This window comes from Labrys sedimenti (genome assembly GCF_034424805.1).
In the GTDB taxonomy this organism is placed as follows: Bacteria; Pseudomonadota; Alphaproteobacteria; order Rhizobiales; family Labraceae; genus Labrys; species Labrys sedimenti.
In genome coordinates this window covers 66,135-93,057 of sequence record NZ_JAXOUF010000004.1, presented here as the reverse complement: position 1 = coordinate 93,057, position 26,923 = coordinate 66,135, and the positions used below count along the sequence as shown (strand labels likewise).

The 26,923-nt window shown below is 62.6% G+C and carries 23 protein-coding genes; 12 read left to right on the top strand and 11 right to left on the bottom strand.

Annotated features, from left to right (window positions below; genetic code table 11):
* Positions 1-82 precede the first annotated feature (82 nt).
* Complete coding sequence (locus U1R88_RS15490; RefSeq protein WP_322432030.1) at positions 83-523, top strand: hypothetical protein; 441 nt, start codon at positions 83-85, stop codon at positions 521-523.
* A gap of 135 nt (positions 524-658) precedes the next feature.
* Here U1R88_RS15490 and U1R88_RS15485 read toward each other — a convergent pair whose 3' ends face one another.
* Positions 659-1,447, bottom strand: a complete 789-nt coding sequence (locus tag U1R88_RS15485; RefSeq protein WP_322432029.1) for a response regulator transcription factor — start codon at positions 1,445-1,447, stop codon at positions 659-661.
* Between the two features lie 195 nt (positions 1,448-1,642).
* Here U1R88_RS15485 and U1R88_RS15480 point away from each other — a divergent pair, with 195 nt between their 5' ends.
* The gene (locus U1R88_RS15480) at positions 1,643-2,326 is read left to right on the top strand and encodes a TetR/AcrR family transcriptional regulator (protein WP_322432028.1); all 684 of its coding nucleotides are present in this window, start codon (positions 1,643-1,645) and stop codon (positions 2,324-2,326) included.
* A gap of 92 nt (positions 2,327-2,418) precedes the next feature.
* Here the strand turns inward: U1R88_RS15480 and U1R88_RS15475 are convergent, their stop codons facing one another.
* From U1R88_RS15475 to U1R88_RS15445, 7 genes are all read right to left on the bottom strand, one after another.
* Entirely contained in the window at positions 2,419-3,447 is a 1,029-nt protein-coding gene (locus tag U1R88_RS15475; RefSeq protein ID WP_322432027.1) for a diguanylate cyclase domain-containing protein, read from the bottom strand.
* Positions 3,444-4,472 carry a chemotaxis response regulator protein-glutamate methylesterase gene (locus tag U1R88_RS15470; protein ID WP_322432026.1) on the bottom strand — a complete coding sequence of 343 codons (1,029 nt, stop codon included), beginning with the start codon at positions 4,470-4,472 and terminating at the stop codon, positions 3,444-3,446. The genes U1R88_RS15475 and U1R88_RS15470 overlap by 4 nt, the downstream gene beginning before the upstream one ends.
* Positions 4,469-6,706 carry a hybrid sensor histidine kinase/response regulator gene (locus tag U1R88_RS15465; protein WP_322432025.1) on the bottom strand — a complete coding sequence of 746 codons (2,238 nt, stop codon included), beginning with the start codon at positions 6,704-6,706 and terminating at the stop codon, positions 4,469-4,471. The genes U1R88_RS15470 and U1R88_RS15465 overlap by 4 nt, the downstream gene beginning before the upstream one ends.
* The gene (locus tag U1R88_RS15460; RefSeq protein WP_322432024.1) at positions 6,703-7,380 is read right to left on the bottom strand and encodes a chemotaxis protein CheW; all 678 of its coding nucleotides are present in this window, start codon (positions 7,378-7,380) and stop codon (positions 6,703-6,705) included. The genes U1R88_RS15465 and U1R88_RS15460 overlap by 4 nt, the downstream gene beginning before the upstream one ends.
* The gene (locus U1R88_RS15455; RefSeq protein WP_322432023.1) at positions 7,377-8,618 is read right to left on the bottom strand and encodes a CheR family methyltransferase; all 1,242 of its coding nucleotides are present in this window, start codon (positions 8,616-8,618) and stop codon (positions 7,377-7,379) included. The genes U1R88_RS15460 and U1R88_RS15455 overlap by 4 nt, the downstream gene beginning before the upstream one ends.
* Positions 8,615-9,034, bottom strand: coding sequence for a chemotaxis protein CheW (locus tag U1R88_RS15450; RefSeq protein ID WP_322432022.1), 420 nt, complete (start codon positions 9,032-9,034; stop codon positions 8,615-8,617). The genes U1R88_RS15455 and U1R88_RS15450 overlap by 4 nt, the downstream gene beginning before the upstream one ends.
* 125 nt (positions 9,035-9,159) lie before the next feature.
* A complete protein-coding gene (locus tag U1R88_RS15445) occupies positions 9,160-10,773 on the bottom strand; it encodes a methyl-accepting chemotaxis protein (protein ID WP_322432021.1) in 1,614 nt (537 codons plus the stop codon).
* Positions 10,774-11,648: 875 nt separating this feature from the next.
* On the opposite strand from U1R88_RS15445, the gene U1R88_RS15440 reads away from it, so the two are divergent.
* Genes U1R88_RS15440 through fhuF form a run of 3 tightly spaced genes read left to right on the top strand, consistent with a single transcriptional unit; the run spans position 11,649 to position 15,777 of the window.
* A complete protein-coding gene (locus U1R88_RS15440; protein WP_322432020.1) occupies positions 11,649-13,754 on the top strand; it encodes a TonB-dependent siderophore receptor in 2,106 nt (701 codons plus the stop codon).
* A gap of 35 nt (positions 13,755-13,789) precedes the next feature.
* Positions 13,790-15,037 carry an MFS transporter gene (locus U1R88_RS15435; RefSeq protein WP_322432019.1) on the top strand — a complete coding sequence of 416 codons (1,248 nt, stop codon included), beginning with the start codon at positions 13,790-13,792 and terminating at the stop codon, positions 15,035-15,037.
* Between the two features lie 53 nt (positions 15,038-15,090).
* Entirely contained in the window at positions 15,091-15,777 is a 687-nt protein-coding gene (gene fhuF / locus U1R88_RS15430; RefSeq protein WP_322432018.1) for a siderophore-iron reductase FhuF, read from the top strand.
* Between the two features lie 76 nt (positions 15,778-15,853).
* Here the strand turns inward: fhuF and U1R88_RS15425 are convergent, their stop codons facing one another.
* Both U1R88_RS15425 and U1R88_RS15420 read right to left on the bottom strand, forming a co-directional pair.
* On the bottom strand, positions 15,854-16,153 hold the full coding sequence (locus tag U1R88_RS15425; RefSeq protein WP_322432017.1) for a hypothetical protein: 300 nt from the start codon (positions 16,151-16,153) through the stop codon (positions 15,854-15,856).
* A 127-nt stretch (positions 16,154-16,280) separates the two neighbouring features.
* A complete protein-coding gene (locus U1R88_RS15420) occupies positions 16,281-17,276 on the bottom strand; it encodes an AraC-like ligand-binding domain-containing protein (protein ID WP_322432016.1) in 996 nt (331 codons plus the stop codon).
* A 238-nt stretch (positions 17,277-17,514) separates the two neighbouring features.
* On the opposite strand from U1R88_RS15420, the gene capB reads away from it, so the two are divergent.
* Together capB and capA are read left to right on the top strand one after the other, a co-directional pair.
* The gene (gene capB, locus U1R88_RS15415) at positions 17,515-19,269 is read left to right on the top strand and encodes a caprolactamase subunit beta (protein WP_322432015.1); all 1,755 of its coding nucleotides are present in this window, start codon (positions 17,515-17,517) and stop codon (positions 19,267-19,269) included.
* 11 nt (positions 19,270-19,280) lie between these two features.
* Positions 19,281-21,359 (top strand): caprolactamase subunit alpha, encoded by a 2,079-nt coding sequence (capA, locus tag U1R88_RS15410; RefSeq protein WP_322432014.1) that lies wholly within the window; start codon positions 19,281-19,283, stop codon positions 21,357-21,359.
* A 51-nt stretch (positions 21,360-21,410) separates the two neighbouring features.
* Here the strand turns inward: capA and U1R88_RS15405 are convergent, their stop codons facing one another.
* On the bottom strand, positions 21,411-22,316 hold the full coding sequence (locus tag U1R88_RS15405; protein WP_068292383.1) for a LysR family transcriptional regulator: 906 nt from the start codon (positions 22,314-22,316) through the stop codon (positions 21,411-21,413).
* A 283-nt stretch (positions 22,317-22,599) separates the two neighbouring features.
* On the opposite strand from U1R88_RS15405, the gene U1R88_RS15400 reads away from it, so the two are divergent.
* The 5 genes from U1R88_RS15400 to U1R88_RS15380 are packed head-to-tail and all read left to right on the top strand — an operon-like array spanning position 22,600 to position 26,873.
* Positions 22,600-23,400 carry a 5-oxoprolinase subunit PxpA gene (locus U1R88_RS15400; protein WP_322432012.1) on the top strand — a complete coding sequence of 267 codons (801 nt, stop codon included), beginning with the start codon at positions 22,600-22,602 and terminating at the stop codon, positions 23,398-23,400.
* Between the two features lie 3 nt (positions 23,401-23,403).
* Entirely contained in the window at positions 23,404-23,646 is a 243-nt protein-coding gene (locus U1R88_RS15395) for an acetyl-CoA carboxylase (RefSeq protein ID WP_322432011.1), read from the top strand.
* Entirely contained in the window at positions 23,643-25,034 is a 1,392-nt protein-coding gene (locus U1R88_RS15390) for an acetyl-CoA carboxylase biotin carboxylase subunit (protein ID WP_322432010.1), read from the top strand. Before U1R88_RS15395 ends, U1R88_RS15390 begins: the two co-directional genes overlap by 4 nt.
* Complete coding sequence (locus U1R88_RS15385) at positions 25,031-25,906, top strand: 5-oxoprolinase subunit B family protein (RefSeq protein ID WP_322432009.1); 876 nt, start codon at positions 25,031-25,033, stop codon at positions 25,904-25,906. The genes U1R88_RS15390 and U1R88_RS15385 overlap by 4 nt, the downstream gene beginning before the upstream one ends.
* Entirely contained in the window at positions 25,896-26,873 is a 978-nt protein-coding gene (locus tag U1R88_RS15380) for a 5-oxoprolinase subunit C family protein (RefSeq protein ID WP_322432008.1), read from the top strand. Before U1R88_RS15385 ends, U1R88_RS15380 begins: the two co-directional genes overlap by 11 nt.
* The last annotated feature ends 50 nt before the right edge of the window (positions 26,874-26,923 follow it).

Genomic DNA, 26,923 nt, shown 5'->3' with positions numbered 1-26,923 from the left:
CCCTCTGGCCAGCATCGGTTGCCGCCTTACGCGGCAGGATTCGGACAGGCCAGTTTGGCTTGCAAGCCGGAGGCATAACGGCATGGCATTTGCGATTAAAGCCGAGATACGGGATCCCGACGCGGCTAACTTCAGCTTCAATGCGCAGAAGACGATGTATGGTGGCAGGCATATCGCCGTGGGCGACATCATCTTCCTGTTTGCCAGCGAAAATGAAGGTGGCCGGGGGCTGTTCGCCCGCGGCATTGTGATCTCTGTAGAGCCGATTGCCGGGAAACAACATGTGCCGCGACAAACCCCGCGCGTGAGCATTGTCGTGCGCCGCACGGCGTCCGCCCAAAGGCCGCTCGGGCGCCGCGAACTCAAGTCTTTCAGTACCTCGCAGGATGGCCAGCCCGGCACAGAGCTCAATTTCAAATTCTATCGGCAAGCGACGAACAAGATCGTCGGTATCTCGGACGAGGCGACGGCCTTTCTCGACCGTTTCTTTCGATACAGCGAGGAGGAGCCGAAGGATCCCTGAGATAATTGTTAAAAATCAATAGCTTGTCGAGGAGTTGTATTAATCTGGCAGCAGATGCGATGGCCTCGGAAAACTTGCGCACGCGGTTCGGCGCCCAAGAATGCGCAATGACGCCCACACCGGCCGCTTCATGCTTCAGGTATGGTCATCCTGCTCAGGCACTTGCCCAAAATAGGCATTGGTCAGAGCCACAACTTCTGTTCTGTTGCGGGCATTGAGGCGCTTCATGATGTTCCTGACATGCACCTTCACCGTGAACTCGCTCATCTCGAGTTCGGCGGCGATCGCCTTGTTCGGCAGCCCCTTGCGGATCAGGCCGATGACTTCAAGTTGCTTTGCCGTCACCAGATCCCGCAGCGATCTCCTGCCATCCGACAGGGGGGCGGCGGGGGTCCGAGACTGCATCACGCTGTGGGAGGGCACGAACATGCCGCCGCTACGCACCAGGCGAATGGCGGCAATGGCGACATCGACATTCGAATCCATCGCGATGAAGCCACTGGCCCCGTGCTCCAGGGCCTTCGAAACGTAGCCGGCCGATCTTGTATCGGAAATCACCACAACCCGAATGCCGGGTGCGGTGGCCAGTACTCGCCTCACCATTCGCTCGACGGCGATCGTGGTCTCCCGCGTGCCCGTGACGCACAACAAGGCGACGGAGGCCCCCTGCCCCTGCCGGCCCCACTCTTCGACGTCGGCATAGCCCTCCACGGCCAGGCCGGTTTCCGAGCCTGTGAGGCAATGCATGAGGCAGGTTCGGGTCAAGGTATTGGCGCAGATCACGACGATATGGGCACTGGCGTCCCGATAGATCTGGGCCACAGGCGCCGACGCCCCATGATCGAGCGGGAGTTCGACAGTCACGTCCTGCTTGTCGGCGACCGGCTCGATTGGCTTGCGGGACGCTGAGAAAGATAGAGTCATAGAGCGCGGTCCCAGCAGAATGGTGGAGACTCAACAAAGAGCGGAATCGCCGGCCCTTGCAGTTTCGCACAGCCATCGCCTCAGCAGGGCGTGAGGTTGCTTGAACGACAGCCCAATGTCAAATCCGAATATGAAATTGACATTTTAAAGCCCGTGGGTAAAAAGTTACTTCTCAGAGACAGTATCCAAGCTTTCATGCCCAGATCCCTGCATGCCCGCCGTGTTTCGTCAGACAGCCAGGAACGTGGCGTCAAGACGCGCCAAAATCTGATCGAAACTGCCGGGCGGGTCTTTGCCGACAAGGGCTATCATGCGACGACGAGCCGGGAAATTTGCGACCTGGCCGGCGTCAATACCGCGGCGGTAAACTATTATTTCGGCGGCATCCGGCCGCTCTATGAAGCGGCGGTATCGGAGGCGCGGCGCGAGGTCGTCATCCCGCCCGAGGCCTTTGCAGCCATCCTGGAACATGAAGAGCCCCTGGATCAGCTCAAGGCCTATTATGGCTTGATGGCCCGGCGATTGCTGTCGACCGCCGAACGCTCATGGCAGATCAGGCTGGTCACCCGTGAGATGGTGATGCCCACGATTTCCGCGCTGATCGTGGATGAGGACTTCATGGCGCCTCAGCTTCATTGGCTGCGCGACCTGCTTGCACGCATGCTCAATCGTCCGCCGGACCATCCCGACATTGGAAGGGCTGAACTGGCGCTCAATGCCCCTTTCATGGTTCTGGCAACCGTGGAGCGCGGTGTACTGGAAGCCATTGCCCCAAGCCTGGCGGAGCGTGAACGGGAGATCGAACCAATGTCCCGCGCACTGGAGACATTCGCGCTTGCCGGTCTCCAGGCCCTGGCGCGCAGATGCTCCAGCCACTAGCACATTAGAGCGTTTTCTTAATCGAAAAGTCTATCCACTTTTCTCGAAAACGCTTTTGCGTCTTCTAATCGGGCTGAAGGGCGCCGGCTCTCCTACAGACCGTTTGCCGTAGCAGCTCGATTTCGACCGGACCTCTTGGCTTCATACATCGCCTTGTCGGCGGCCTCGATCAATCTTTCGGGCTGGTCGTTGCCAGCGGGAATGTGGGTTGCCCCACCAACGCTGATGGTGACTTTTTCAGCGATCGGCGAGGCTGCGTGTGGCAGCCCGAGCGCCTCGATCGCCTGCACCACCTTCTCCGCGAGAAAGGCGAGATCGCCGGCCAGGGTTTGCGGCAGCACCACGGCGAATTCCTCGCCCCCCATGCGTACTGCCAGGTCCTTCGGGCGCTGGAAGGTGCTCCTCACCGCCGTCGCCACAGTTTTCAGCACCTCGTCGCCGGCAAGGTGGCCATAGGTGTCGTTGTATTGCTTGAAGTGATCGACATCGATGATCAGCAGCGAGATCGGCTCCCTCGCGCGCATGGCCTGGCGCCATTCCGTATCGAGATATTGATCGAAATAGCGTCGATTGCTGAGACCGGTCAGGCCATCGACATTGGTCAGGCGCTGCAATTCGAGATTGGTCTCCATCAGCTCCTGCTGGCTTCGACGCAGGGCGCGATAGGCCTCGTCACGCTGGATCTGGGTCAGATAGGCAGCCGAATGGTAGCGGATACGGGCAATCAGCTCGATCCGGTCGGGCAGCTTGACGAGATAGTCATTTGCGCCGATGCGAAAGGCCTCGCTCTTGACGGTCGCCTCCTCCTCGGTCGAGAGCACGATCACGGGAATGGCCTTGGTGGCGGGATCGGAGCGATATTGGCGGACCAGCGTCAGGCCGTTCACGTTCGGCATCACCAGATCCTGCAAGATCACCGTCGGCTTCACCCGCTTGGCGACGGCGAGGGCTTCCAGCGGATTCGAGCAATAATGCAATTCGATCTCGGTCTCGTCGATCAGCGCTCTGCGAATGGCTTCGCCGACCATGAGCTGATCATCGACCAGAAGCACCATGATCGACTGGTGGATAGTGTCGAGGGAAGCGGCGCCGTAGGATTTGACATCTGCTTGCTGGCTCATGGGGCAGTTCCTCTTCTCAGGCGCGGAGAGCCGAGCAGTTCGGTCAGACGCGGGGCAATCCTGTCCAGCGGCAGAATGTCCGTCGCGGCATCCAAGGCGGCGGCCGCCTTCGGCATGCCATAGACCGCGCTCGTGGCCTGGTCCTGCGCGATAGTGTGATGTCCAAGTTCGCGGAGTGCTTTCAGGCCCCGCGCCCCGTCCGATCCCATACCGGTCAACAAGACACCGGTCACGGGACCATCCCATAGACGCGCGACGCTGTCGAAAAAGACGTCCACGGACGGCCGATAGACCTGATCGATCGGATTGGGAGTATAGCCCAATTGTCGGTTCAGCTTGAAAACCAGATGATTATCGGTGCCGGCAACCAGAGCCTGGCCCGGCAGGGCGCGGTCCCCTTCGCTCGCCAGCCGGACGGGAAGAGTGGAATGCTGGCTGAGCCAATTGGCAAGCCCCGGCGCAAAACGGGCATCGACATGCTGAACGATGACGATGCTGGCGGCAAAATTGTCGGGCAGGCTCTTCAAGACCGTTGCCAATGCGGTGGGACCACCCGCCGATGCGCCTATCGCGACCAAATGCCGGGCCTGCGGCCGCGAATTGTCGACAGGCTTTTGCCTTGCACTGCCTTCATTGACCAGATTGGCGATCATGTCGATCTTCGCCAGGAGTGGGCGCACGCCCCACCGTGTCTCGCGCGAGGCGAGCAGCGGTGTGTCGACCGCATCGAGAGCTCCCTCTCCCATCGCCGCAAAAACGCGTGCCGCGTTGGTCTCGACATCGGCGGTCACGATCAGGATGGCGCAGGGAGACTGGGCCATGATCCGGCGAGTGGCTTCGATCCCGTCCATGCGCGGCATGATCAGGTCCATCAGCACGAGGTCGGGTCGGTCCCGGCTGCACAGCTCCACCGCCTGCACGCCGTCGGCGGCGACCCAGGCAAGCTGATGCTGGGGCGCCATGGCGAGCACCCGGCGCATCGCTTCCACTGCCAGGGGCAGATCATTGACGATCGCGATCCTCATGCAACTGCCTCGCCAATCAGGTCCACCACGGCATCGATCAGAGTATCATCCTGGAAACTGCCCTTGGTAAGATAATAATCCGCTCCGGCATCCAGGCCACGCTGTCGATCCTCCGCCCGATCCTTGTAGGATACGATCATCACAGGCAATGATTTGAGGTCCGGGTCCTGCCGGATGCGGTGGACCAGTTCGATCCCGTCGATACGCGGCATGTCGATGTCGCTGATGAGGAGATCGAAGCGGCCATTGCGCAAGGCATTCCAGCCATCCATGCCGTCGACGGCCACTTCGACCTCGTAGCCGTGATGATCGAGCAATTTGCGCTGCAGCTCGCGCACGGTGAGGGAATCGTCGACCACAAGCACGCGCTTGCGCCTTTCCTCCTGCCGGCCTGCCGACTTCCGCCCGATCTGGGCGAGTTGATCGGCGGAAGAGAGCTTCTCCATGGAGCGGATGATGTCCTCGACATCGATGATCAGGAGCGGCGAACCGTCCTCCATCAGGGCGGCGGCACTGATATCCTTGATCTTGCCGAGGCGCGGATCGAGCGGCTGAACCACAAGTTCGCGACCGCCGAGGAAGCGCTCGACCACCAGGCCATACATCGCGCCGGGGCTGCCGACCACGACGATGCGCAATTCGCCGTCTGCATTGTCCGCCGGCTTGCAGCCGAGCACCTGATCCGCGCCGACCAGACCGACCAGCTGTCCATCCAGGCTGAAATGCTGCCGTCCTTCCAGGGTCTGCACCTGATCGCTAGCGATCTTGATGGCGCGTACGATATGGGCGAAGGGAAAGGCGTAGGGCTCGCCACCGATCTCCACGATCAGAGAGCGAACCACCGAGAGCGTGAGCGGCAGTTCCAGCTTGAAGCGTGTGCCCTCGCCGAGCTCGGAGGTCACCCGTACCAGGCCACGGACCTGTCGGATCATCTCCTGCACGACGTCCAGCCCCACACCTCGCCCCGAAATGACAGTGACTTCTCCTTTCATGGAGAATCCGGGCAGGAACAGGAACTCAAGCAATTCCTGGGTACCGAGTTTGCCTGCCGTATCGGGGCTTGCGAGGTTGCGGGCAATCACGGTTTGCCGAATCCGCTCGAGATCGACGCCACGCCCGTCGTCGGAGACGGTGATCTGCAGCGTGCCCGCACGATGCGACGCTTCCAGGCGCACGACGCCTTCGTCGGCCTTGCCGGCGGCAAGCCTCTCGCCGGGGCTTTCGATGCCATGATCGAGGGCGTTGCGCAGCAGATGGCCGAGCGGAGCATCGAGCCTGTCCAGGATGTCCCGATCCACCAGCGTGCGCTCGCCGACGATCTCAAGCCGTACTTTCTTGTCGAGTTCGCGCGCAACGTCGCGCACCATGCGAGGATAAGCCGCGATGCCGTCTGAGAAGGGACGCATGCGCATCGCCAGCGCCTGGTCGTAGAGCCGGTGGGCGAGCGTGGTGGCTTGATGGTCGGTGGTTTCCAGTTCCCCCAGGCGTTGCGACAGATGCTGCCGGCATTCCAGAAGGCGCTGCTGAGCCTTGTCGAGAGCCATCTTTGCCCGTTCGTCCAAGGTATGGGTCGGCAGGATGGTACGCAGCGACTCCAAGGCAGCGGCGGCTTCGAGTTGAAGGCGCTTCAGACGCTGCAGCGATTGGCCAAAAGGCCCCAACCACCGCGACTCGACCAGCGACTCGCCGGCGAGGTCGAGAAGCCGGTTGAGGTTTTCGGCACTGACACGCAACGCGCGGTCGGTCGATGCGGAGGCAGAGGCCGTGTCGTCGGTTGCCGGCACGGGCGCGGGCTCGGATATCGGCGCCGGCACGGGCGTTTGCAGGCCTGCCTGCGGCGGCTGGTTGAGTTCCAGCACGAACCGGTCGGCTTCGACTTGCCAGACCTCGTCGCGCGAGCCACTTTCGAGATCCGGCGATCTGGCAAAAGACAGGAGCAGGTCGACGCCGCGCAGGAGCACGTCGATCCGGTCATGATCCAGTCGCGCACCGCGCTGCTGAGCCAGGACGAAAAGATCTTCCATTGCGTGCGCAATCGTCACGGCAGCATGGATCTCGACGATGCGGGCAGCCCCCTTGAGAGAATGGGCAGCTCGCATGCAGGCCTCGATCTGATCAGCCCGCATCGGGTCCTTGTCGAGCGTCAGCAAGGCCGTCGTCAGGGCTTCGGCCTGGCCTTCCGCTTCGATGCGGAACAGGTCTCGCATGGAGAATTGGCTGAGATCCTGGGTCATCGTGCCAATCCTCGACCGAGAGCCCCAAACAGCGCATGCTCATCGAGCCGGCCGACAGTCTTGTCGCGCCAGGACAGCAATCCCCGGGTGAAACCGGAGCTCGACTGGGCCACAGTGGCCGGTACCGGCTTCAAATCCGCTTCCGCGTAGAGATGGGTGTACTGAACCTCGTCGACCGGAAAGGCAAAGCGCGAACCGGCGTGGTGGGCGACGATCAGCCGGCCCTGCGGAGAATTCTGCTCCGCGCCGATGAGCAACTGGGCGATCGAGACGCAAATCACCAGTTCGCCCCGCACGTTGACCAGGCCGAGCAGCGTGGGATTGCGCCGATGCGGCAGCGAATGAATGGGGCGCAGGCCGGTCACTTCGTCCAGCACCAATGTGGGCAAAGCGAACCATTCGCTGCCCAGGCGGAAGACCAGCACCGATTGCGAATGCGACGAACGCGCGATTATGCCCGTTCCGGCTGGTGCAACGGCGGCTTCCTCTCCCTCGGGAATGTCGCGATCGAGCAGCTGAGAGGCCGCTCGCGAAAACACCTCGCAATTGTGGCAATGAGCATGACGCCGGAGTTCGGGGCATGACTTGTCGCCCCGCACGCCGATCCGCTGCCAGCAATTGTCGATCGCCACAGGCGCCGCGGCGGAAGGGGCGTCGAAGGCCGGGCTCGTCATCGCGCTCTCCGTTTGTCCAGACGCCGCAGGCGCTCATCGAGCAGTTTGGCACCGCCATGGTCGCCCTGTTTCTTGAGCAGGAGGGCAAGATGGCCGAGCGCCTCCGTATTGGCGGGATCCAGATAGAGGGCCTTGCGGTAATAGCGCTCTGCCGCGCCAAGATCGTTGGAAGCATCGCTGATCAAGCCCAGCAGCGCGAGAGCGTCAGGGGTTGCGCCGTCCCCACGGATCAGCGCTTCGCATCCTAGCGCGGCCTCCTGCAGCCGGCCCCTATCCGCCAGGAGGCGCAGCGCCTCGAGGTTTGGCAGCGCTGCTTTCCTTTTCTCCTCGTGTCGAGGCGATTGAGGCAGAACGGGCCTTGACTTCGGCAACGGCGGGGGTTCCCGCCGCGGCCGGGGCACTGTCGGGGGTGGCGCGGGCCTGGCCTTGGGGGCATGTGGCTGCGCGCTTTCCTTATGAAAGGCAAATGCCATCGGAATCTTGGCCGAGGTGAAGCCGTTGGCTCCCATCAGCCCCGCCTCCGAATGGCCGACAAAGGCAATGCCACCAGGCGCAAGCAAGCGCCGGATCACGCCGACGACGTGCTTTTGCGTTGCTGCATCGAAATAGATCAGCAGGTTGCGGCAAAAGACGAAATCGTAGCTCGCCGGATCGGCATAGAAATCCGGTGCGACGATATTGCCCTGGCTGAATTGTACGAGGCCACGAACCGTATCCCGAAGCCTATGCCCATCCTTGGTAGCGTCGAAATAGCGGTCGCGGAAAGTCAGGTTTTGGCCCCGGAACGAGTTACGGCCATAGACGCCCTGTCTGGCAAGGGCGAGTGAACGAGCGCTGAGATCGATGGCATCGATGCGGAATTGCCCGGCAGTCAGACCCGCGTCGAGCAGCGCCATAGCGATCGTATAGGGCTCCTCTCCGCTCGAACAAGGCAGGCTAAGGAGGCGCAAGGGGTGAATGGAATCCGCCTGCGGTGCTCCGCGTGTCACCAGCCGCGCTAGGGCTGCAAAGGCTTGGGCATCGCGAAAGAACCAGGTCTCGGGAACGATGACCGCCTCGATCAACTCCTGCGCTTCCTCATTGGAATTCTGCAGCAGTTCCCAATAGGCCTGGCTGTCGTCGAGCTTGCATACCTTGCAGCGTGCCATCACGGCGCGCTCGATCGCCGATGAGCCAATCGAGGCCGCGTTCAGCCCGATGGCTCGTCCAAGGAATTGTTCGAAGCGCGGGTCGCTCATTGGCTGGTCACCGGCTGGCCGCGAATGGCCGCCAGGAGCGCGGCAGGAAGCAGGTCTTCCAGTTCCACACGCTGAACCAGGCCATGCGGGCCGGGGGCGAAAGGAGCGAATTCCGCTGGATCCAGCCTCAACATCTCCGTGGCTTTTTCCGCGATCAGACCCAGCAGCACGGTATCGTCCTGCGGATGGCGCATGACGATGATGCGGGTGCTGAGGCGCCGGCGCGCAGAGCGGCCGAGTTCAAGGGCACACAGATCGATGACCGGTACGAAGCGGCCGCGATATTCGAAGGAGCCGGCTACAGCATCCGGCGCCCCACGCACCTTCTTCAATTCCGTCAACGGCACGACTTCGACGATCCGGTCGATCGCCATCGCAAAGCCTTCATCGCCGATCCGGAAGTAGAGGAAGAGCATTCTCGGTTCCGTCGTTCCTGGAGCAAGGTGCGCTTTGGCGAAAGCGCATGGCAGCTCCAACTCCTTGTTTCCGCGCACCTTTGTGATTGCGACGAATTCCGTTTCGCCGCAAACCGCTTATGGCCTCAGGCCATCTCGAGCTTGAAGCGTGCAATGCTCCCGCTCAGATTGCTGGCGACATGGTTGAGCTCATCGATGGCCGAGCTGGACTGGCGCAGGGATTCCACGGTCTGCTGCGTCGCTTCGGTCAGCTGGATGAGCGCCTCGCTGATCTGCTCGGCACCCGTCGCCTGCGCCTGCATGCCTTCGCTGACGGATTCATAGCGCGGTGTCAGTGCCTGCACTTGCGTGATGATTTCGGAAAGCTTGGCACCGATCTCATGGACATCCTGGAGACCGCGCCGCACTTCCTCCGAGAACTTGTCCATGCCCATGACGCTGGCCGATACGGCGGACTGGATTTCCTTCACCATCTGCTCGATGTCGTAGGTGGCAACGGCGGTCTGGTCGGCCAGGCGCCGAATTTCCGAAGACACCACGGCAAAGCCACGCCCGTATTCACCGGCCTTTTCCGCCTCGATCGCGGCGTTGAGCGACAACAGATTGGTCTGGTCGGCCACTTTGGTGATCGCAGTGACCACCTGGTTGATGTCGCTGGCCTTTTCGTTCAGCACGGCGAGCTTGGCGGTGATGGAGCCGGCAGCGCCCATCACCTGGTTCATCGTGTCCTCCATATGGGCCAGCTCGACCTTGCCTCCGGACGCGAGGTTAGCGGTATGCTCGGAGACCGTTACGACATCGGACATCGTCCTGACCAGTTCCCTGGAGGTTGCCGCGATCTCGCGTGAGGTCGCTCCGATCTCCGTGGTGGTCGCGGCGACCTCCGAAGCCGTGGCTTGCTGCTGCTTGGACGTCGCCGCAATCTCGGTCATCGAGGTGCTGACACGGATGCCCGAGCGCTGGACCTGGCCGACGAGCTCCATCACTTCGTCGGCCATACGGTTATAGCCTTCGCCCAGATCGCCCAGCTCGTCCCGGCGAACGATCTGCATGCGCTGGGTGAAGTCGCCCTTGCGCATGGTGTCCATCAATGTCTTCAACTGCAACAGGGGCTTGGTGATGGCGCGCAGCAGCGAAAAGCCCGCGACGGCGGCGACCACCAAAGCCAATGCGAAAGCCACTATCATGGCGCTCAGCAGGGACAGGATCTCGTTGCCGACAATGTCCGGCATGGCGAAGGCGCGTTGCTGGTTGAACGCGATCACGTCAGTAAGATTCTTGAAGGCCGTGTTGAAGGCTGCATCGACGCCCGAAGCGGCAGAGGCTTTCGTCTCCACATTCCCACCGGCCTGATTGAGAAAGCCCTCCTTCAAGCTCTGATAAGAATCGACCGAGTCCTTGAAGCGCGAGAAGAGCTGCCGATCGGCGTCCGCTATGATCGTATCCTCATAGCCCTTGAAAAGTTGAGCCATCTTGGTTCGGCCATCGGCAAGCTGATCTTGGGTCAAAGGCTTGGCTGTCGCCTCGCGTGACATGACGAAGGCAAGATAGTCTTGAAAAAGCCCGTCCTTGACGAAAGCGGCCTGCCGCAGCCCGGCCACGGAGTCCGACTTGAGGCTGGTGACGTGGTCATCGATCGACTTGAGCTGCCAATAGGCAAACAGTCCGATCGCCAAAACGACCAGGAGGATAATGCCGAAACTCAGCATTATACGTGCACGGATGGTTACTTGTTTCATGGAAATAGCCGCGTCATCTCAGTCTTGCAACGATCAGCACGTCGAGCATCGTAATATGGCTCGAACGTATGACGAAATCTGTAGGGAAGATTACATCGAAATCCACGATAAGTAAGGTCAGATTCCGCAAATGGAAGCATGCCGGACCAACGGACACTGGCGCCGACGCCATACATGATTCATCCCCCACCCGAGCGACCTCTTGGCGACGCCCTCATTCGAATCGACGGATTCCCGGCTTCGTTCCTGCGATCATTGGTTCAGACAGGCAACGCGACGGGACCGGAATTGCCTCTTGCGACCTTTGATCATGCTCGTCATTCGTTGTCGATGCGCACATTCAGCAGGATATGCCAGGAAAACATTAATCTCTTCATAATGAAGGACTTACTTCCGAAATATGCTTTTGCGAAGGAAGGCGCCCCATGCATGCCTGACAGATGCGGCACGTCCCGGCGAGGCATCGTTCAAGGAGACGTGTGATGCTGGGCACGCCAAGGGCTCGAAGTGCCGTCGACCTGGGAGGCCCCATCGTCCGGATACCGTCCTCGTCAGATCCTGTGTACGGCGGTGCCGGCTGCAGCTCATGATAGCGAGGACATCGCCCCCTGCCCTTGCCCCGTCAGTGTCTAATTCCCCACAAATAAGATAAAATTCATATGGATAATATCCTTGTGTTTGTTATTTCAGATTTAAAGGTTATTTTTAGTTTTTTACTTTGTATCATATGAAAATTAATTAGATTAAAATTTAGATTTTTTTGCAATTCATATTGTTTAATTTGAAATTAGAATAATTAAAATATGCACTCGTTGACTTGAGTTGACAGATATTGTTAGGCGGGGCCGACTTTTTCTAAAGAAAGCTTGGGGCCCGTGAATCTCAAATCCCTCCTCCTGGCATCCGTGTCGCTTGCCCTGGTGCCTGGTGCCGCCCATGCGCAATCCAGCGGCGCCGCGACGATCGAACTCGATCCGGTGGTGGTGGAGGGCAAGGACCGCAGCGGAGTAGCGGGCGTGATCGCAACCACCGGTTATGTCGCGACCTCCGGTCGGAGCGCCACCAAGACCGACACCCCCTTGCTGGAAGTGCCGCAATCCGTCTCCACCGTGACGCAGCCCCAGCTCGAAGAGCGCAAGCCGCAAAATCTGCTCGAGGCGATCGCCTACACCCCCGGTGCCGTCGTGGGCATGTATGGCTTCGATTCCCGGTATGACGGTTTCATGGTCCGCGGCATCGACATGACCAACACCGGCGTGTTCCGTGATGGGCTCAGGCAGCTCAACAGCCCGAACGGCCTGTTCAGGCTCGAACCTTACGGCGTGGAGGCGATTTCCATCCTGCGCGGCCCGGCCGCTTCCATCTACGGCGCCAGCAGCACGGGCGGCATCGTCGACATCATCTCCAAGCGCCCGACCGAGACGTCCTTCCGAGAGATCGAATTGCAGACAGGGTCCTTCGGCCGGCTCCAAGGCAATTTCGACCTGTCCGGGCCTCTCGATGCCGAGAACACCGTGTTCTATCGGCTGACCGGCGTCATTCGCAATGCCAGTGCCGAGATCAGCGCCGGCCGGGACGACCGGGTCTTCATTGCGCCGGCCATCACCTGGAAGCCGAACGACAAGACCAAGCTCACGGTGCTCGGCGAATACATGGACTCCACCGTCGGCGGCACCCAGGCCTATCTCAACATCTATGCGCCCTATGTCGACGGCCAGGGCAACGTCACCGACAAGTCGACCGGTGCCACCAAGCAATTCGTGGGCGACCGGCGCTACAACGACTTTCGCCAGCAGCAGGGGCGCGTCGGCTACGAGTTCGAGCATAAATTCAGCGACGCCCTGATCCTGCGTCAGAACGCCCGCTATTCGCAGCTCGGCACCAACCAGGAATACTACTATTTCGGCCCCGGCCTGACACGCGAGAGCACCGCCGGCTTCGCCAGCGATACCAGCCTGGAAAGCCACTTTGCCACCGGCCCGGTCGAACATACGCTGCTGACGGGCCTGGATACCAGCTACCTGCACTACCGCTCCGGAGAAGGATATGGCGGCGTGCCGCTCGGAGTCGACCCGCCGCTCACCACCCAGTCGAAGCAGACGCTGGCAATGACGGGCATCTACATCCAGGACCAGATCAAATGGCAGAACTGGCGCCTGACCCTCGGCGGCCGGCATGATTGGCTCTACAGCCGCTTCAGCACGGGCACCGTCGGCAGCGGCATGACGCAAAGCAAGAGCCGCGACACCAAGTTCACCGGCCGGGCGGCCTTGAGCTATGTCACCGACTTCGGCCTCGCCCCCTATGTTGCCTATGGAACCTCCTTCACGCCCAATCCGGGCACGGTGCTCAACGGCAGCGTGGCCACGCCCACCACTGGTGAACAGACGGAAATCGGCGTCAAATACGATATTCCCAACATGAACGCCTCGTTGCGCGCCGCCGTCTTCGACATGCGCCAGAACAATGCGGTGGTCTATGAAGTCGTCGACGGCCTCAACAAGCAGGTCCAGCTCGACGTGCGCTCGCGCGGTGTCGAGATCGAGGGCGTGGCCTCGCTGACCAACGGGCTCAGCGTCCAGGCTTCCTATTCCTACAACGATGCCCGCATCCTCAAGCTCACTCCCGACACCGAGGGCAACCGTCTGTCGAGCGTGCCTTATCACATGGCCTCGCTCTGGCTCGATTATGCCTTCCAGGAGGGGCCGGCCACCGGCCTCGGCATTGGCGGCGGCGTGCGCTATGTCGGCTCGAGCCTGGGCGATAATCTCAATCGCGCGATACTCGAAAACAAGCCGCGGACCTTCGTGGACGCATCGATCCGCTATGACCTCGAAAACCTCAATCCAAAACTCGCCGGCATGCGCGTGCAGGTCAGCGCCACCAATCTGCTCAATGAGGTCAAGCAGACCTGCACGGTCAGCTATTGCTATTTCGACGAGGGACGCAAGGTCATTGCCAGCCTGCGCTACCGCTGGTGAGCAGTGTCGAGCCCGTCACGTCGACCAGGTACGCTTTGTCCTCTCCACTCGCCATCGTGCTCGGCGTGGGCGGGCTCTATGTCGGCCAGAGCATCATCGGCGGCTTGACCTTCATTGCCTTGCCGAGCGTGCTACGGGAGCGAAACCTGCCGCTCGACCAGATCGGCCTGCTCTATCTGGCGGTGCTGCCCTGGGCCTTCAAAATCCTGTGGGCGCCGGTTGTGGAACGCTACAGGCTGCCGGCCGCCGGCCATAGCCGCTCGCGCTCGATCGTCCTGGTCGGCGGCCTGATCTCAGCTGTCGGCCTCGTGTTGACCGGGCTGATCGGGCCGACCAGTTTCATGCCCCTGCTCGCCGTGCTGCTGCTGATTGCCTTCGCCACCTCCACCAGCGACATCGCCTGTGACGGGCATGCGGTGGAAACCCTGTCCGAGCGCTATCATGGCTGGGGCAATGCGGCGCAGGTCGGCGGCGCCTATCTGGGGTCGGCGATCGGATCGGGGCTCTTTCTGGTGCTGGTTGCCCAGTATGGTTGGGGCGTCTCCTGCTTTGCCATGGCAGGCCTGCTGATCGTGCTTGGCTTGCTTTTCGTATTGTCGCCTGCTCCGCTCTCTCCCGGGCGCAACCATCGGCCCTCTCTGCGCCAGGCGTTGCGGCGCAAGGACATGCATCTGGGCCTGGCTTTGGCAGCGGTCAACGTCATCGCCCAGAAATGGGGCGTCAGCATGCTCGGCCCCTTTCTGATCGACAGCGGCCTCGACCTCACCTCGCTGGGCATCGTCAACGGCGTCGGCGGCATGGCCATCGGTTTCATCTGTGCCCTGATCGGCGGTGCCCTCGTGCGGTTGTGGAGCGCGCGGACCGTATTGGCACTGGCGCTCGTCCTGCAGGCCATGGCGCTGTCGGGCTTGGCCTTCGCCGCCTGGAAGGGCGGGATCGGCCAACCCCTCCTGCTCATCCTCGCACTGGCAAGCTCGTCCGGCATCATGGCTCTCGGCTTCGTCGCACTCTATGCCCAGTTCATGGTGGTCTCCGATCCCCGCCAGGCCGGCATCGACTTCACGCTGCTGCAATGCATGGACGCGCTGGTGAGCATGGCGGGTGGCATGGGTTCGGGCTGGGTTGCCCAGCATTGGGGCTATGGGCCCTATTTCGGCATGGCGGCATTTCTCGCTCTGGCTGCCGCGCCGATCGCCGCCATGCTCAGCCATCGCGTCGCCGTGCGGTCCGCTGCCCGGAAGGATCCGGCAGAGGCGCTGGTCGGAGTTCCGTACGGTCGATGATCGCATCCCTCGCGCCCTGCTTTGCTGGAAATCTCCATTGGTACAAGGAGAGCGTGGCGCTGCCGGGCGTGCATGGACGTCTGATTGCTGGTCGCAGCCTTCTCGAAAAAGGCGTGGCCGAGGATCTGATGTCACGCTTTGCCGACACCTATCCCGGCGCCGACCGCCAGGCGCTTGTCTCGATGTGGACGCAATGGCATTTCGGGGCGCTGGTCATCCCGGCAACGGCCGCAACCTTGCTGCTGGACCGGGAATTGCCCGTGGATCTGGATGCGATCGGCATCGTTCCGCATGAAAGCGGGCGCACGGCCGCGCTGGTCATCCCGGATGAGGGCAGGCTGCATCCCGGCGACGCCACCAAACGCTTCTCGCGCCTTTTCGAAGGGCATGTCGAACCGCTGATCCACGATTTCGAGGCGCGATTTGGCGTGTCCAAGCGTTTGCTGTGGACCAATGCTGCTGCGATTTTCGAGTGGACATTGCAGCAGGTGCTGGACGTTGGCGTTCCCTGCCCGGTCGCCTTGGAGGAAGGCCGCGCTTTGCTGCAGCAGCGCAGTGGCGGCGATGGTCGTCCCAATCCGATTTGCGGGGCGGTTCGCTATCCCCTGGAACAGGGACAACCCGTGCGCCGGCGGAAAGTCTGTTGCCTGCGCTATCTTCTGCCGGGCGTGGAGGATTGCGGCAGCCTGTGCCCGCTGCCGCAGATAAGTCGGAAGCAAAAAGCAGACATTCCCATTTAAATAAACTTTGTAGCCTGTTGTTATCGCTTATTTTTTGCTGAAAACAAATTCCACGCTCCGGCACAGTGCTCAAGGTTCAGTGCAGGATCTCGGCGATCCAGGCACTGTCCGGACCGCGGGCGAAATAGATACGGACTGGGCTCGCTTGTGCCTGGGGCGTATCCTTCACCGTGGCGGTGCACGTCACGCCCGGGCGACCGACGGCGGGCACACAAGTATTGATATGGGCAGTCTGTTGCTGCTTGGCGGCCAGCGCGGGTATTGCGCGCATGGCGGCAGTTGCCTCTGCATCGCTCGGTTGGTCCAGGAGCAGAGCGGTCGCGGACGCCAGGAATACGAAAACCAAGCCATCCGCCAAAGTCCGGTTGATCGGCACGGCGGCCTCCTGTGTTCAACGTCGGAAGAACAGGCGGAGCCATGCTTATAAACCCGCAAGGGGGCAGAAATCGGATCGAGTGTTTCTGGCAGAGCGGCACGCCTGATGCAGGCGGCCGGATGTCGATTTAAGCGGTGCCGGACATGTCCGGTGCAGGCGCTCCCGTCGTGCCGGCACGACGATTCAGCCGGCGATACTCTCCGGGTGGCACGCCGAAACGGGCCCTGAAGCTCCTGGAGAACTGGGCCTGGTCCGTGAATCCCCACTGATAGGCTATCTCGGCGGCCGTTTGGCTATTGGCGGGATTTTCGAGCGCCGCGCGGCAGGCCGCCAGCCTTTGATCTCGGATCCAGCCCGCCACCGTCTGGTCGGTGTCGCGGAACAGATCGTGCAGATAACGGATGGAAACCCCGCAAGCCCGCGCGACCATCTCGGGATCGAGGCGCCAATCGTTGAGATGGCCGCGGATATAGGCCTCGATCCGCGCAAGATGCGCCTCGCGCACCGTCGAACTGCCCGATGTCAGGATGCGCTCATCTGCCTTGACCGCCAGCACCAGGAGGTCGATGAGTTGGCGCCCCACGGCATTGCGGGCCTCCTCGTCCAGTGCTTCGAAGCGCTGGGGCAGGAGATGCAGCATGTCGGCGAAGAGGCCGCCTGCGCCATTGGCCGCATCGAATTGCAGCGAGCACAATCGGTCCGGACTGCGGATGCGCTCCGACAGTGGTTGGGATGCCACCTTCAGCACCCAGAGATCGGCCGGGTCGGCATGGCTGAACTCGTAGGGCTCGTGGCTGCGCTCGAGGAAGAAACCGCCGGGCGAACAGCGCACCTCGCTGCCGCATTGGGAAAAGTTGACCTGGGAGCGGGTCGGCACCGTCACCAGGAACTCTTCCTTGCGGGCGCTGCGAAAATGATGCGGCAGGCGCAGATATTGCAGGCCGTCCGAAGACAGCCGGGAGATCGACACGTCGCCGAACTCCCAGATGGTGAGGTCGCCGAAGAAATGATCGGGATGGCGGAACGTCAGGTCGAGCGGGAAATAGGCTCCCGCGATGGCCTGGTGCCAGTGCCGGCTCCGATCCATGGTGCGGGTCGCACTCGTGGTGACGGAAGTCTTCATGACAGCTCCACAGAACGGCTGCCGAGACTAGGCGCGCGGGACGAGGATGGCAATCGTCCGCTCCCGCTGCCTGGCCGATTGTGCACTCAGCGTCAAACCATTGCTCTCTCCCTGCAAAGACGGCCGCCGCCAAACCTGATTGGCTGACGAGAACGATGGTGCGCAGACGCCGCTGCAGGGGATCATGCGGAGAAGAAGCTCTTCTCCCGCCTTGCCTGCGGCCCGCCAGGGAGGATGGATGTCCACAGAGCGAGAAAAAGTTGATCCGATCACGCTGTCGGTGGTGCGCGGGGTGCTGGAGACCACCCAGCGCGAAATGACGCTGGCCCTGGAGAAGACGGCACGCTCCTCCGTATTCAACCTGGCGCATGACTATTCGACCGCGCTCTTCAATGCCCGTCCGGAGATGATCCTGCAGGGCCAGGACATTCCCATCCATCTCGGCTCGCTGATCCCAGCCATGAAGGCCGTTGCCAAGTTCTTCGGCGACGACATCCATGAGGGCGATCTCTTCCTGCACAACGATCCCGCCTTCGGCGGCAGCCACGCCATCGATACCTGCATGTACAAGCCGGTGTTCTACCAGGGCGAGCTGGTCTACTGGACCGTGTGCAAGGGGCACCTCACCGATATCGGCGGCCCGGTTCCGGCCGGCTACAATCCCAACGCCACCGAGATCTACGCCGAATGCCTGCGCATCCCGCCGGTGAAGATCTGGGATCGTGGCAAGCCGCGCGAGGACGTGCTCAACCTGATCTTCTCCAACATGCGGGCGCGGCGCGACCAGGAGGGCGATTTCCGCGCCCTGATCGGTGCCTGCCAGGTCGGCGAAAGGCGCCTGATCGCCCTCCTCGACAAATATGGCAAGCCGACGGTCGATGCCTGCATCGACACGCTGCTCGACATGGCCGACCGACATATGCGTTCGCTGATAGCGAGCGTTCCCGATGGCACCTATGAGGGCAAGGCCATCCTCGAGGATGCCGGGCATGGCTTCGGCGACTTCGAGATCGGCGCCAAGGTCACTATCACGGGCGATGCCTGCCACATCGTCATCTCCAGCCCGCCCCAGGTGCCCTATTTCATCAATTCCTACGAAGGCAATTCTCATTCGGGCGTCTATCTCGGCCTGATGATGTTCGCCGCTTTGCCGCCGCCCTACAATGAGGGGCTCTATCGCTGCGTGAGCGTCGATTTCGGGCCGAAGGGCACGCTGTGCAACGCGCAGGAGCCCGCTCCCCACATGAACTGCACCACCACGCCGATGGAGACGCTGACCGATGCGGTGCGCCTCGCCTTCGAGAAGGCGATGCCCTCCAAGGTCGCGGCCTCCTGGGGCCATGCCAACGGGCTCAACATCGCCGGCAAGGACGGCCGCACCGGCGAGGAGTTCGTCACCATGGTGCTCGCCACCATCATCTCTGGCGGAGGCGCTACGCCCCAGCAGGACGGCTGGCATGCCGTCGGCCCGGAATGCTGCTTCGGTGCCCTCACCTCGGGCGACGTCGAGCTCCTCGAATATTCCTATCCCATCATCATTCACCGCTACGCGTTGATGACCGATTCCGGCGGCGCCGGAAAATTCCGCGGCGGCTCGGGCACGGCCTGGGAGGTCGAGCCCCTGACGGGCGACATGCTGTGCATCGGCTTCGGCGAAGGACGGCGCATTCCCGCCATGGGCGCGGCCGGTGCCAAATCGGCCCTCGTCGACAAGAAGGTCGGCCGCGTCGAGCTCCGGCGCGGCGGCGAGGTCACGGTCGAGCGCAAGAACATCATCGAGACCATCAGGCCCGGCCAGACCATCACCAATCTCAATCCTGGCGGCGGCGGCTATGGCGACGCCTTCGAACGCCCCGTCGAGAAGGTGGTGTGGGACGTGCGCAACAGCCTCGTCTCCATCGAGGGCGCCCGCGCCGACTACGGCGTGGCGATCAAGGATGCCGAAACGCTGGAAGTCGACCTCGCCGAAACCCGCCGGCTCCGCGCGGCCTGAAAGACACGATCATGGAACATGCTTTTCGTCTCGGCATCGACGCCGGCGGTACCTTCACCGATTTCGTCATCGCCAACCGCGCGAGCGGCGACGTCAAACTCTTCAAGGCGCTATCCACCCCATCCGATCCGACCAAGGCCATCGAAAATGGCCTCAGGCAGATCGCCGAGAGCCTGGGTACGATGCCCTCGGCCGTCGTGTCCGACTGTGACCTCTGCATCAACGGCACCACGGTCGGCCTCAATGCTTTGATCACCCATCGGGGCGGCAAGACCGGTCTGATCTGCACGGCGGGCCATGAGGATTCCATCGAGATCCGCAACGGCCACAAGGAAGACGGCTATCGCTACGATCCGGAATATCCGGCGGCCACGATGCTGGTGCCGCGCTATCTCCGGCGCGGCGTACGCGAACGCGTCCTGTCGGACGGCTCGGTGCGCACCCCGATGCAGGAAGAGGATGTGCGCCAGGCCTGCCGCCTGTTCCTTCAGGAGAAAGTGGAGACGGTGGCGATCTCCTTCGTGTGGTCCGTGCTCAATCCCGGGCATGAGCGCCGCGCCGCCGAGATCGTGCGGGAGATGATGCCCGAGGCGATCCTCACCGTGGGGAGCGAGCTCTATCCGCAGATCCGCGAATATACCCGCACCTCCACCGCGGTGACCAATGCCTATCTTGCCCCGGTGATGCGGCGCTACGTCACCGCCGTCGACCGCTATTTCCGTGATCTTGGCGCCAAGCAGCCGGTGCGTTACTTCCAGTCCAATGGCGGCCTCGCCGTCGGCCAGGCGATGACCGACCGCTCCGTCTACGCCATCAATTCCGGTCCTGCTTCCGCGCCGCAGGCCGGTCTGTATGTCGGTGCCCCCTTTGGCAAGGAGAATGTCATCACCGTCGATATGGGCGGCACCTCCTTCGACATCACGCTCACCCGCAACGGCCAGACCAACCTCAACAAGAACATCGACTTCCTGCGCTACCGGGTCGGCGTTCCCATGATCCAGGTCGAGACGCTCGGCGCCGGCGGCGGCTCGATCGGCTGGATCGACAGCCTGGGCCTCTTACAGGTCGGCCCGCAGTCGGCGGGTTCGGAACCCGGCCCGGCCTGCTATGGCCGCGGCGGAACCGATCCCACGACCTCCGATGCCAATCTCGTGCTCGGCTACCTCAATCCCGAAGGCCTGCTCGGCGGCAAGCTGCCGCTCGACGTCGCCAGGGCCCGCGACGCCATCGCCAGGATTGCCGAGCCGCTCGGCATCAGTGTCGAACAGGCCGCCTATGGCATGTTCACGATCGTAAACAGCGGCATGGTCAACGGCATCCGGCGCGTATCGGTCGAGCGCGGCTATGATCCACGCGACTTTGTCCTGGTCGGGGCTGGCGGCGCCACGGCCGCCCATATCACCGCCCTGGCGCGCGAGATGGGCATCGACACCATCATCCTGCCCAAGCTCGCCTCGGGCCTGTGCGCCTTCGGCCAAATCATCTCGGACGTCAAATACAACTACATGGCCACCGCTCCGCTGCGCCTGGACAATGAAGGTGCCTGCGAGAAGATCGATACGCTCTTCGGCGAGATCGAGGCGCAGGGCGTCCGCCATCTGGAGGCGGATGGCTTTGCCGCCGAGCGCATCGCCATCAAGCGCAGCCTCGAAATGCGCTATGTCGGCCAGGTGCATGAATGCACCGTCGACATCGACAATTTCAGGATCGACGCAACCACGATCGACAAGGTGAAGGATGCCTTCCACACCCGCCACGAGGAGCTCTACACCTATTGCGAGCGGCACAATCCCGTCGAAGTGGTGAACATCGAATCCACCCTGTACGGGCTGATCGAGAAGCCGAGGCCTCCCAGGCTGGAGGGAACCGGCAGCCTGGAAGGTGCCCTCAAGGGCAAGCGGCCCGCGATCTTCCAGGCCTCGGGCGAGGCGACGTCGACGCCTGTCTATGACGGCTCGAAGCTCGGGGTGGGAGTGTCCGTCCGAGGGCCGGCGATTATCGAAGAGGTCACCACCACCATCGTGATCGAGCCGGGCTGGACTGCAGCCTTGCATGAAAGCGGCAGCTATCTGCTGACCCGCAAGGACTGACCGGCGATGCCAACCCTTCCTGCCCTCCCCCCGCTTGCGGCCCCATCTCAGCTAGCGATGGGGCGGCAGGAAGAAGGCCTGGCGGAAATAGGAGCGGAAGGCTTCCATGGCGGGCGTGAACACCGCGTCCCGCCGCCAGGCCAGGCCGACATCCATCGAGGGAATCGGCTCGGTCGGCACGATCGTCTCGATGCGCTTGCCTTCCAGGGACCAGGGCCTAAGCACCATGTCCGACAGGATCGCCACCCCCTGCCCGTCGGCGACCAGCGAACGGACGGCCTCGACCGAGGAGGTCCGCAGCGTCACGTTCGGCCGGAAGGAGGACAGGCTCCAATAGCGCAGCGCGGTATGGGCGGCTTCGTCCACGGTCAGCATGATATAGGGTTCTTCCGCGATCTCCTTGAGGCTGACGGCGCCCTGCGCCAGCAGCCGGTGGCGGGCCGGGACCCAGAGCCGGCGGCGCGAACTCATCAGCGTCTCGGTGGTGAGATCGGGATTGATGACGTTGGAGGTCAGCAGCACCGCCATGTCGTAGCGATTGGCCAGCAACCCGTCCTCGATCGCCTCGCGGTTGAGCTCGAAGAGCTGGATGTCGAGATTGGGCCAAGCCCGGCGCAGGCGGCCGAGATGGTTGGGCAGGAAATAGCCGATCACCGTGTAGGTGGCCGCAACCGTCAGCCGGCCGGCAAAATCATTAGCGGGCAGGAGAAGGCTGGTGGCCTCCTCGACCTTGTTCAGGATCTCATAGGCGTGGAACAGGAACTGCCGGCCCGCCGGCGTCATGTCCATTCCCTGGGTGGAGCGGGTGAACAATTCGACGCCGACGATCTGCTCCAGCTCCTTGATGGCGGTGGTGATGGCCGATTGCGAGATGCCGAGCTCGCCGGCGGCCTGGGACACCTGGCCATGTTCGGCCGTCGCCACGAAATAGCGGATCTGGCGCAGACTGACCGGCATGGACGACTCCCTTCATGTTTCAGATCGATCCCTACATCAATATTCATAAAATCGATAGACGGTCGATTCAGGCTTCATCGAATTTCATGCTTCTCCCCCAATCTTTGGAAAATTCTGTCCCTCATGCGAGGAATTAGGAGGAAGTCAGGAAATCGCCTGTTTCTGAAAATCAGATAACAAGCATCTGAATATAGAATTTTTCAATCGAACCGTCTCGACGTAACGTCAGAGCAAGACCGGCCGTGATGCCGGCCCAGGATGAATTTCACAGAGGGAGGCTGGCTTGGCGCTGGCTGCGGTCGACATCAATTGCGACATGGGCGAAGGCTTCGGCCAATGGCGCTTGGCGGAGGCGGACGACAGCGCCTTGATGGAGCTCATCAGCTCCGCCAACATCGCCACCGGCTTTCATGCGGGCGACCCTTCTCTGATGGACGCCACCGTCCGGCTGGCGGCGCAGCATGGCGTCGGCATCGGCGCGCATCCCGGCTATCGCGATCTCCAGGGCTTCGGCCGCCGTCGCATCGAGGGGGCGCCCGAAGAGATCGTCAATGACATCGTCTACCAGACCGGAGCGCTGCGGGAATTCGCCCGCCGCCATGGCGCTAGCCTGCAGCATGTGAAGCCGCATGGCGCGCTCTATATGGAGCTGGCTGTCAACGAGGACCTGTCGCGCTCCTTCGTCCATGCGATGCAGGCTACCGCTCCCAACGCTTTCATCTATTGCATGGATGTCTCGCTGACCCATCGTGTCGCCGTCGAGGCCGGCCAGCCAGTAATCCGCGAATTCTATGCGGACCGCGACTATGGCCGTTCGGGCTCGATCGTGTTCACCCGCCGCACCGGCCGGCTCGATCCGGCCGCGGTCGCCGACAAGGTGGTGCGCGCCTGCCGGGAACAGCGAGTGCGGACCGTCGAGGGCGACGACATCGACATCGCTTTCGATTCCATCTGCTTTCACTCCGATACGCCCGGCAGCCTTGCCATTGCGCGCGCCATGCGTGCGGCCCTGGTCGCCGATGGCATCAAGATCATGCCGGCGAGCGAGCTGGCGCACCTGCCCAAAGCCATCACGAGGGGATGAAGAATGGCAATTTTGCAGATCATGTCACCCTTGCCCGGTGTCTTCTACAGGCGCCCCTCCCCTGACAGCCCGTTCTTCAAGGAGGATGGCGAGACCGTCGCGTCCCCGGATGTCATCGGCCTGATCGAGGTGATGAAATCCTTCCATGAGATCAATGCGGGCATCGGCGGAGCCAATATCAAATTCCTCGTCGATGACGGTGACGCCGTGATGGCCGGCCAGGTCCTCGCCGAGGTGGAGGCATGAACATTCGCTCCGTCCTCATCGCCAATCGCGGCGAGATCGCCGTGCGTATCAACCGCGCGGCCAAGGCCCTGGGGTTGCGTACGGTGCAGGTCTACAGCGCCGCGGACAAGGATTCCCTCGCCGTACGGCTCGCCGACGAGGCCATCGAGATCGGCCCGCCGGCCGCCAAGAAATCCTATCTCGACATCGAAGCCGTGCTCGCTGCCGCCAGGGCAGCCAAGGTTGATGCCGTGCATCCGGGCTATGGCTTCCTCGCCGAGAATGCCGATTTCGCCGATGCCGTCGTGGCGGCGGGTATGAAGTTCGTCGGCCCTGCCGGCTCCGCCATCCGCCTGCTCGGCGACAAGGTCGCGGCGCGGGCCGAAGCCGAGAAGGCAGGCGTGCCCACCGTACCGGGCAGCGGCGGCCGCGTCGCCGATCTGGAGGCCGCGGAGGCGATCGTCGCGCGCATCGCCTTTCCGGTGATGATCAAGGCCGCAGCCGGTGGTGGCGGGCGCGGCATCCGCGTTGCGGCCGACATGGACGAGTTCCGCCGGCAATTTCCCCAAGCCTCCGCCGAGGCGGCGGCTGCGTTCGGCGATGGCGGTCTCTATGTCGAGAAGGCCATTGAAAAGGCACGCCATGTCGAGGTGCAGATCCTCGGCGACGGTCGGAACTTCGTGCATTGCTTCGAGCGCGAATGCTCGCTGCAGCGCCGGCGCCAGAAGGTATGGGAGGAAGCGCCGGCCGTCGGCCTGTCGCCCGCGGTCCGCGAGCGCCTATGCCAGAGTGCCGTCGCCCTCGCCCGCTCGGTCGGCTATAGCGGCGCCGGTACGGTGGAATATCTCTATGACGAAGCCAGCCAGGACTTCTATTTCATCGAAGTTAACACGCGCATACAGGTTGAGCATCCGGTGACGGAGATGATCACCGGCCTCGATTTGGTCCAGGAAATGCTGCGCATCGCGGGTGGCGAGCCGCTTTCCGTCCGCCAGGAGGACATCGCGGTCACCGGCCACGCCATCGAATGCCGCATCAATGCCGAGGACCCGTTCAAGAACTTCATGCCCTGGCCCGGCGTGGTCACGGCACTGTCAGTGCCGGAGGCGGACGACATCCGTTTCGACACCATGCTCTTCGAGGGCTATGCGGTGCCGCCCTTCTATGACTCCCTGCTGGGCAAGCTCATCGTCCATGGCAGGGATCGCGCCGCCTGCCTGGCAACGCTTCGGCAGGCACTGGCCGCCCTGAAGATCGAGGGCATTCCCACCACCATCCCTCTGCACGCCACCCTGGCCGCCGACGGCGATGTCGCGGCCGGCCGCTTTCATACGCGCTTTCTCGAAGGTTGGCTCGAGAGCCGTTTCGCGCCACCGCCAGCCGAACCGGCGAAGGAGGCCGCCCGATGAAGAGCCGATATTCCTTTGGCGGCGACGAGCACCTGTTCGTCGAATGCGACGAGAGCATGTCGCTGGAGGCCTTCTTCAAAAGCTTGTCGATGACCCGTGCTATCAGGGAAGCTGGCATTGCCGGCGTCACCGAGATCTGCCCGGCCAATGCCTCGTTCCAGATCCGCTTCGATCCCGACCGCATCAAGCCGGACGACATCCTGGCCGAAGTCAGGGACATCGAGACGGCGGCTGCGAAATCCGAGCCGGTGATCGGCACCCGCATCATCGAGATCCCGGTGTTCTACCAGGATCCCTGGACGCATGAGACCCTGATGCGGTTCCGCGAGCGCCACCAGGACCCAGGGGCTACCGATCTCGAATATGCCGCGCGCATCAACGATCTCGCTTCTGTCGAGGACTTCGTCGCGGCCCATAGCGGCTCGCCCTGGTTCGTCTCGATGGTCGGCTTCGTGGCGGGCCTGCCCTTCATGTACCAGATGGTCGAGCGGGCAAGGCAGCTCCAGGTCCCCAAATATCTTAGGCCCCGCACCGATACCCCGAAGCTGACGGTCGGCCATGGCGGCTGCTTTTCCTGCATCTATTCGGTACGCGGCGCCGGCGGCTACCAGATGTTCGGCATCACGCCGATGCCGATCTTCGATCCCGAGCAGAAGATCGGCTATCTCCGGGATTTCATGGTGTTCTTCCGGCCCGGCGACATCGTCAAGTTCAAGCCGATCGGGCGCGACGAACATGATGCGATCGCCGCCGACGTCGCCTCCGGCCGCTATGCCCCCGAAATGCACGAGGTCACCTTCGACCTCAGGGAATTCCAGAAGGACATCGACGGCTACAACGCCAAGCTGGAGGGCATGATCCATGGGCGTTAGGGTCCTCAATCCCGGCCTATCCACCACCATCCAGGACCTCGGCAGGCCGGGTTATTTCCATCTCGGCATTCCCGTCGGCGGGGCGATGGACCGGCTGGCCTTGCGTGCCGCCAATCTGCTGGTCGGCAATGACGAGGCAGATGCCTGCCTGGAGGCCGTCTTCCTCGGCCCCGAACTCGAATTCACCCGCGATGCGACCATCGCCATCACCGGGGGCGAGATGCCGATCAAGATCGGCGGGGTCGAGCAGCCGTCCTGGACCGCTCTCAGCGTCAAGGCGGGCCAGACCCTCAGCTTCGGCTTTCTCAAGGCCGGCGCGCGCATCTACATCGCCGTCGCCGGCGGCTTCGACGTTCCCTTGGCGCTCGGCAGCCGTTCCACCTATGTGATCGGCGCGCTCGGCGGCCACAAGGGCCGCGCTCTGGCCAAGGGCGATGAGCTCGCCGTCGGCGAAGCGGGGGCCGTCAAGGAAGGGCGTAGCGTGCCGGAGGCGTTGCGCCGTCGTCCCGGCGCGCCGGCACAGCTTCGCGTGCTGCCGGGCCTCTATTGGCACCGTATCCAGGAGCAATCCGGGCGTGCCTTCTTCGAGGACCAGTGGAAGGTGGCGCCGGAAGCCGACCGCATGGGCTACCGCTTCCGCGGCGGGCGACCGCTGCACTTCGTCGAGCGCGAGCCGCCTTTCGGGGCGGGGGCGGATCCCTCCAATATCGTCGACAGTTGCTACCCCTATGGCTCGATCCAGGTGCCGAGCGGCACCGAGCCGATCATCCTGCATCGCGATGCCGTGTCGGGCGGCGGCTATTTCATGCTGGGGACCGTGATCTCAGCCGACATGGACCTCATCGGCCAGATGCAGCCCAATACCCCGACGCAGTTCGTCGAGGTCGACATGGCCACGGCCTTGGCGGCACGCGGCGAACGCGTTGCGCTGCTGGCCTGCATCCGGGCCGTACTGGCCTCCCGCTAGATCCATCCCGGTCGCAGCGGCCGAAAAGGGTCGCCGACCCAAGAACATCC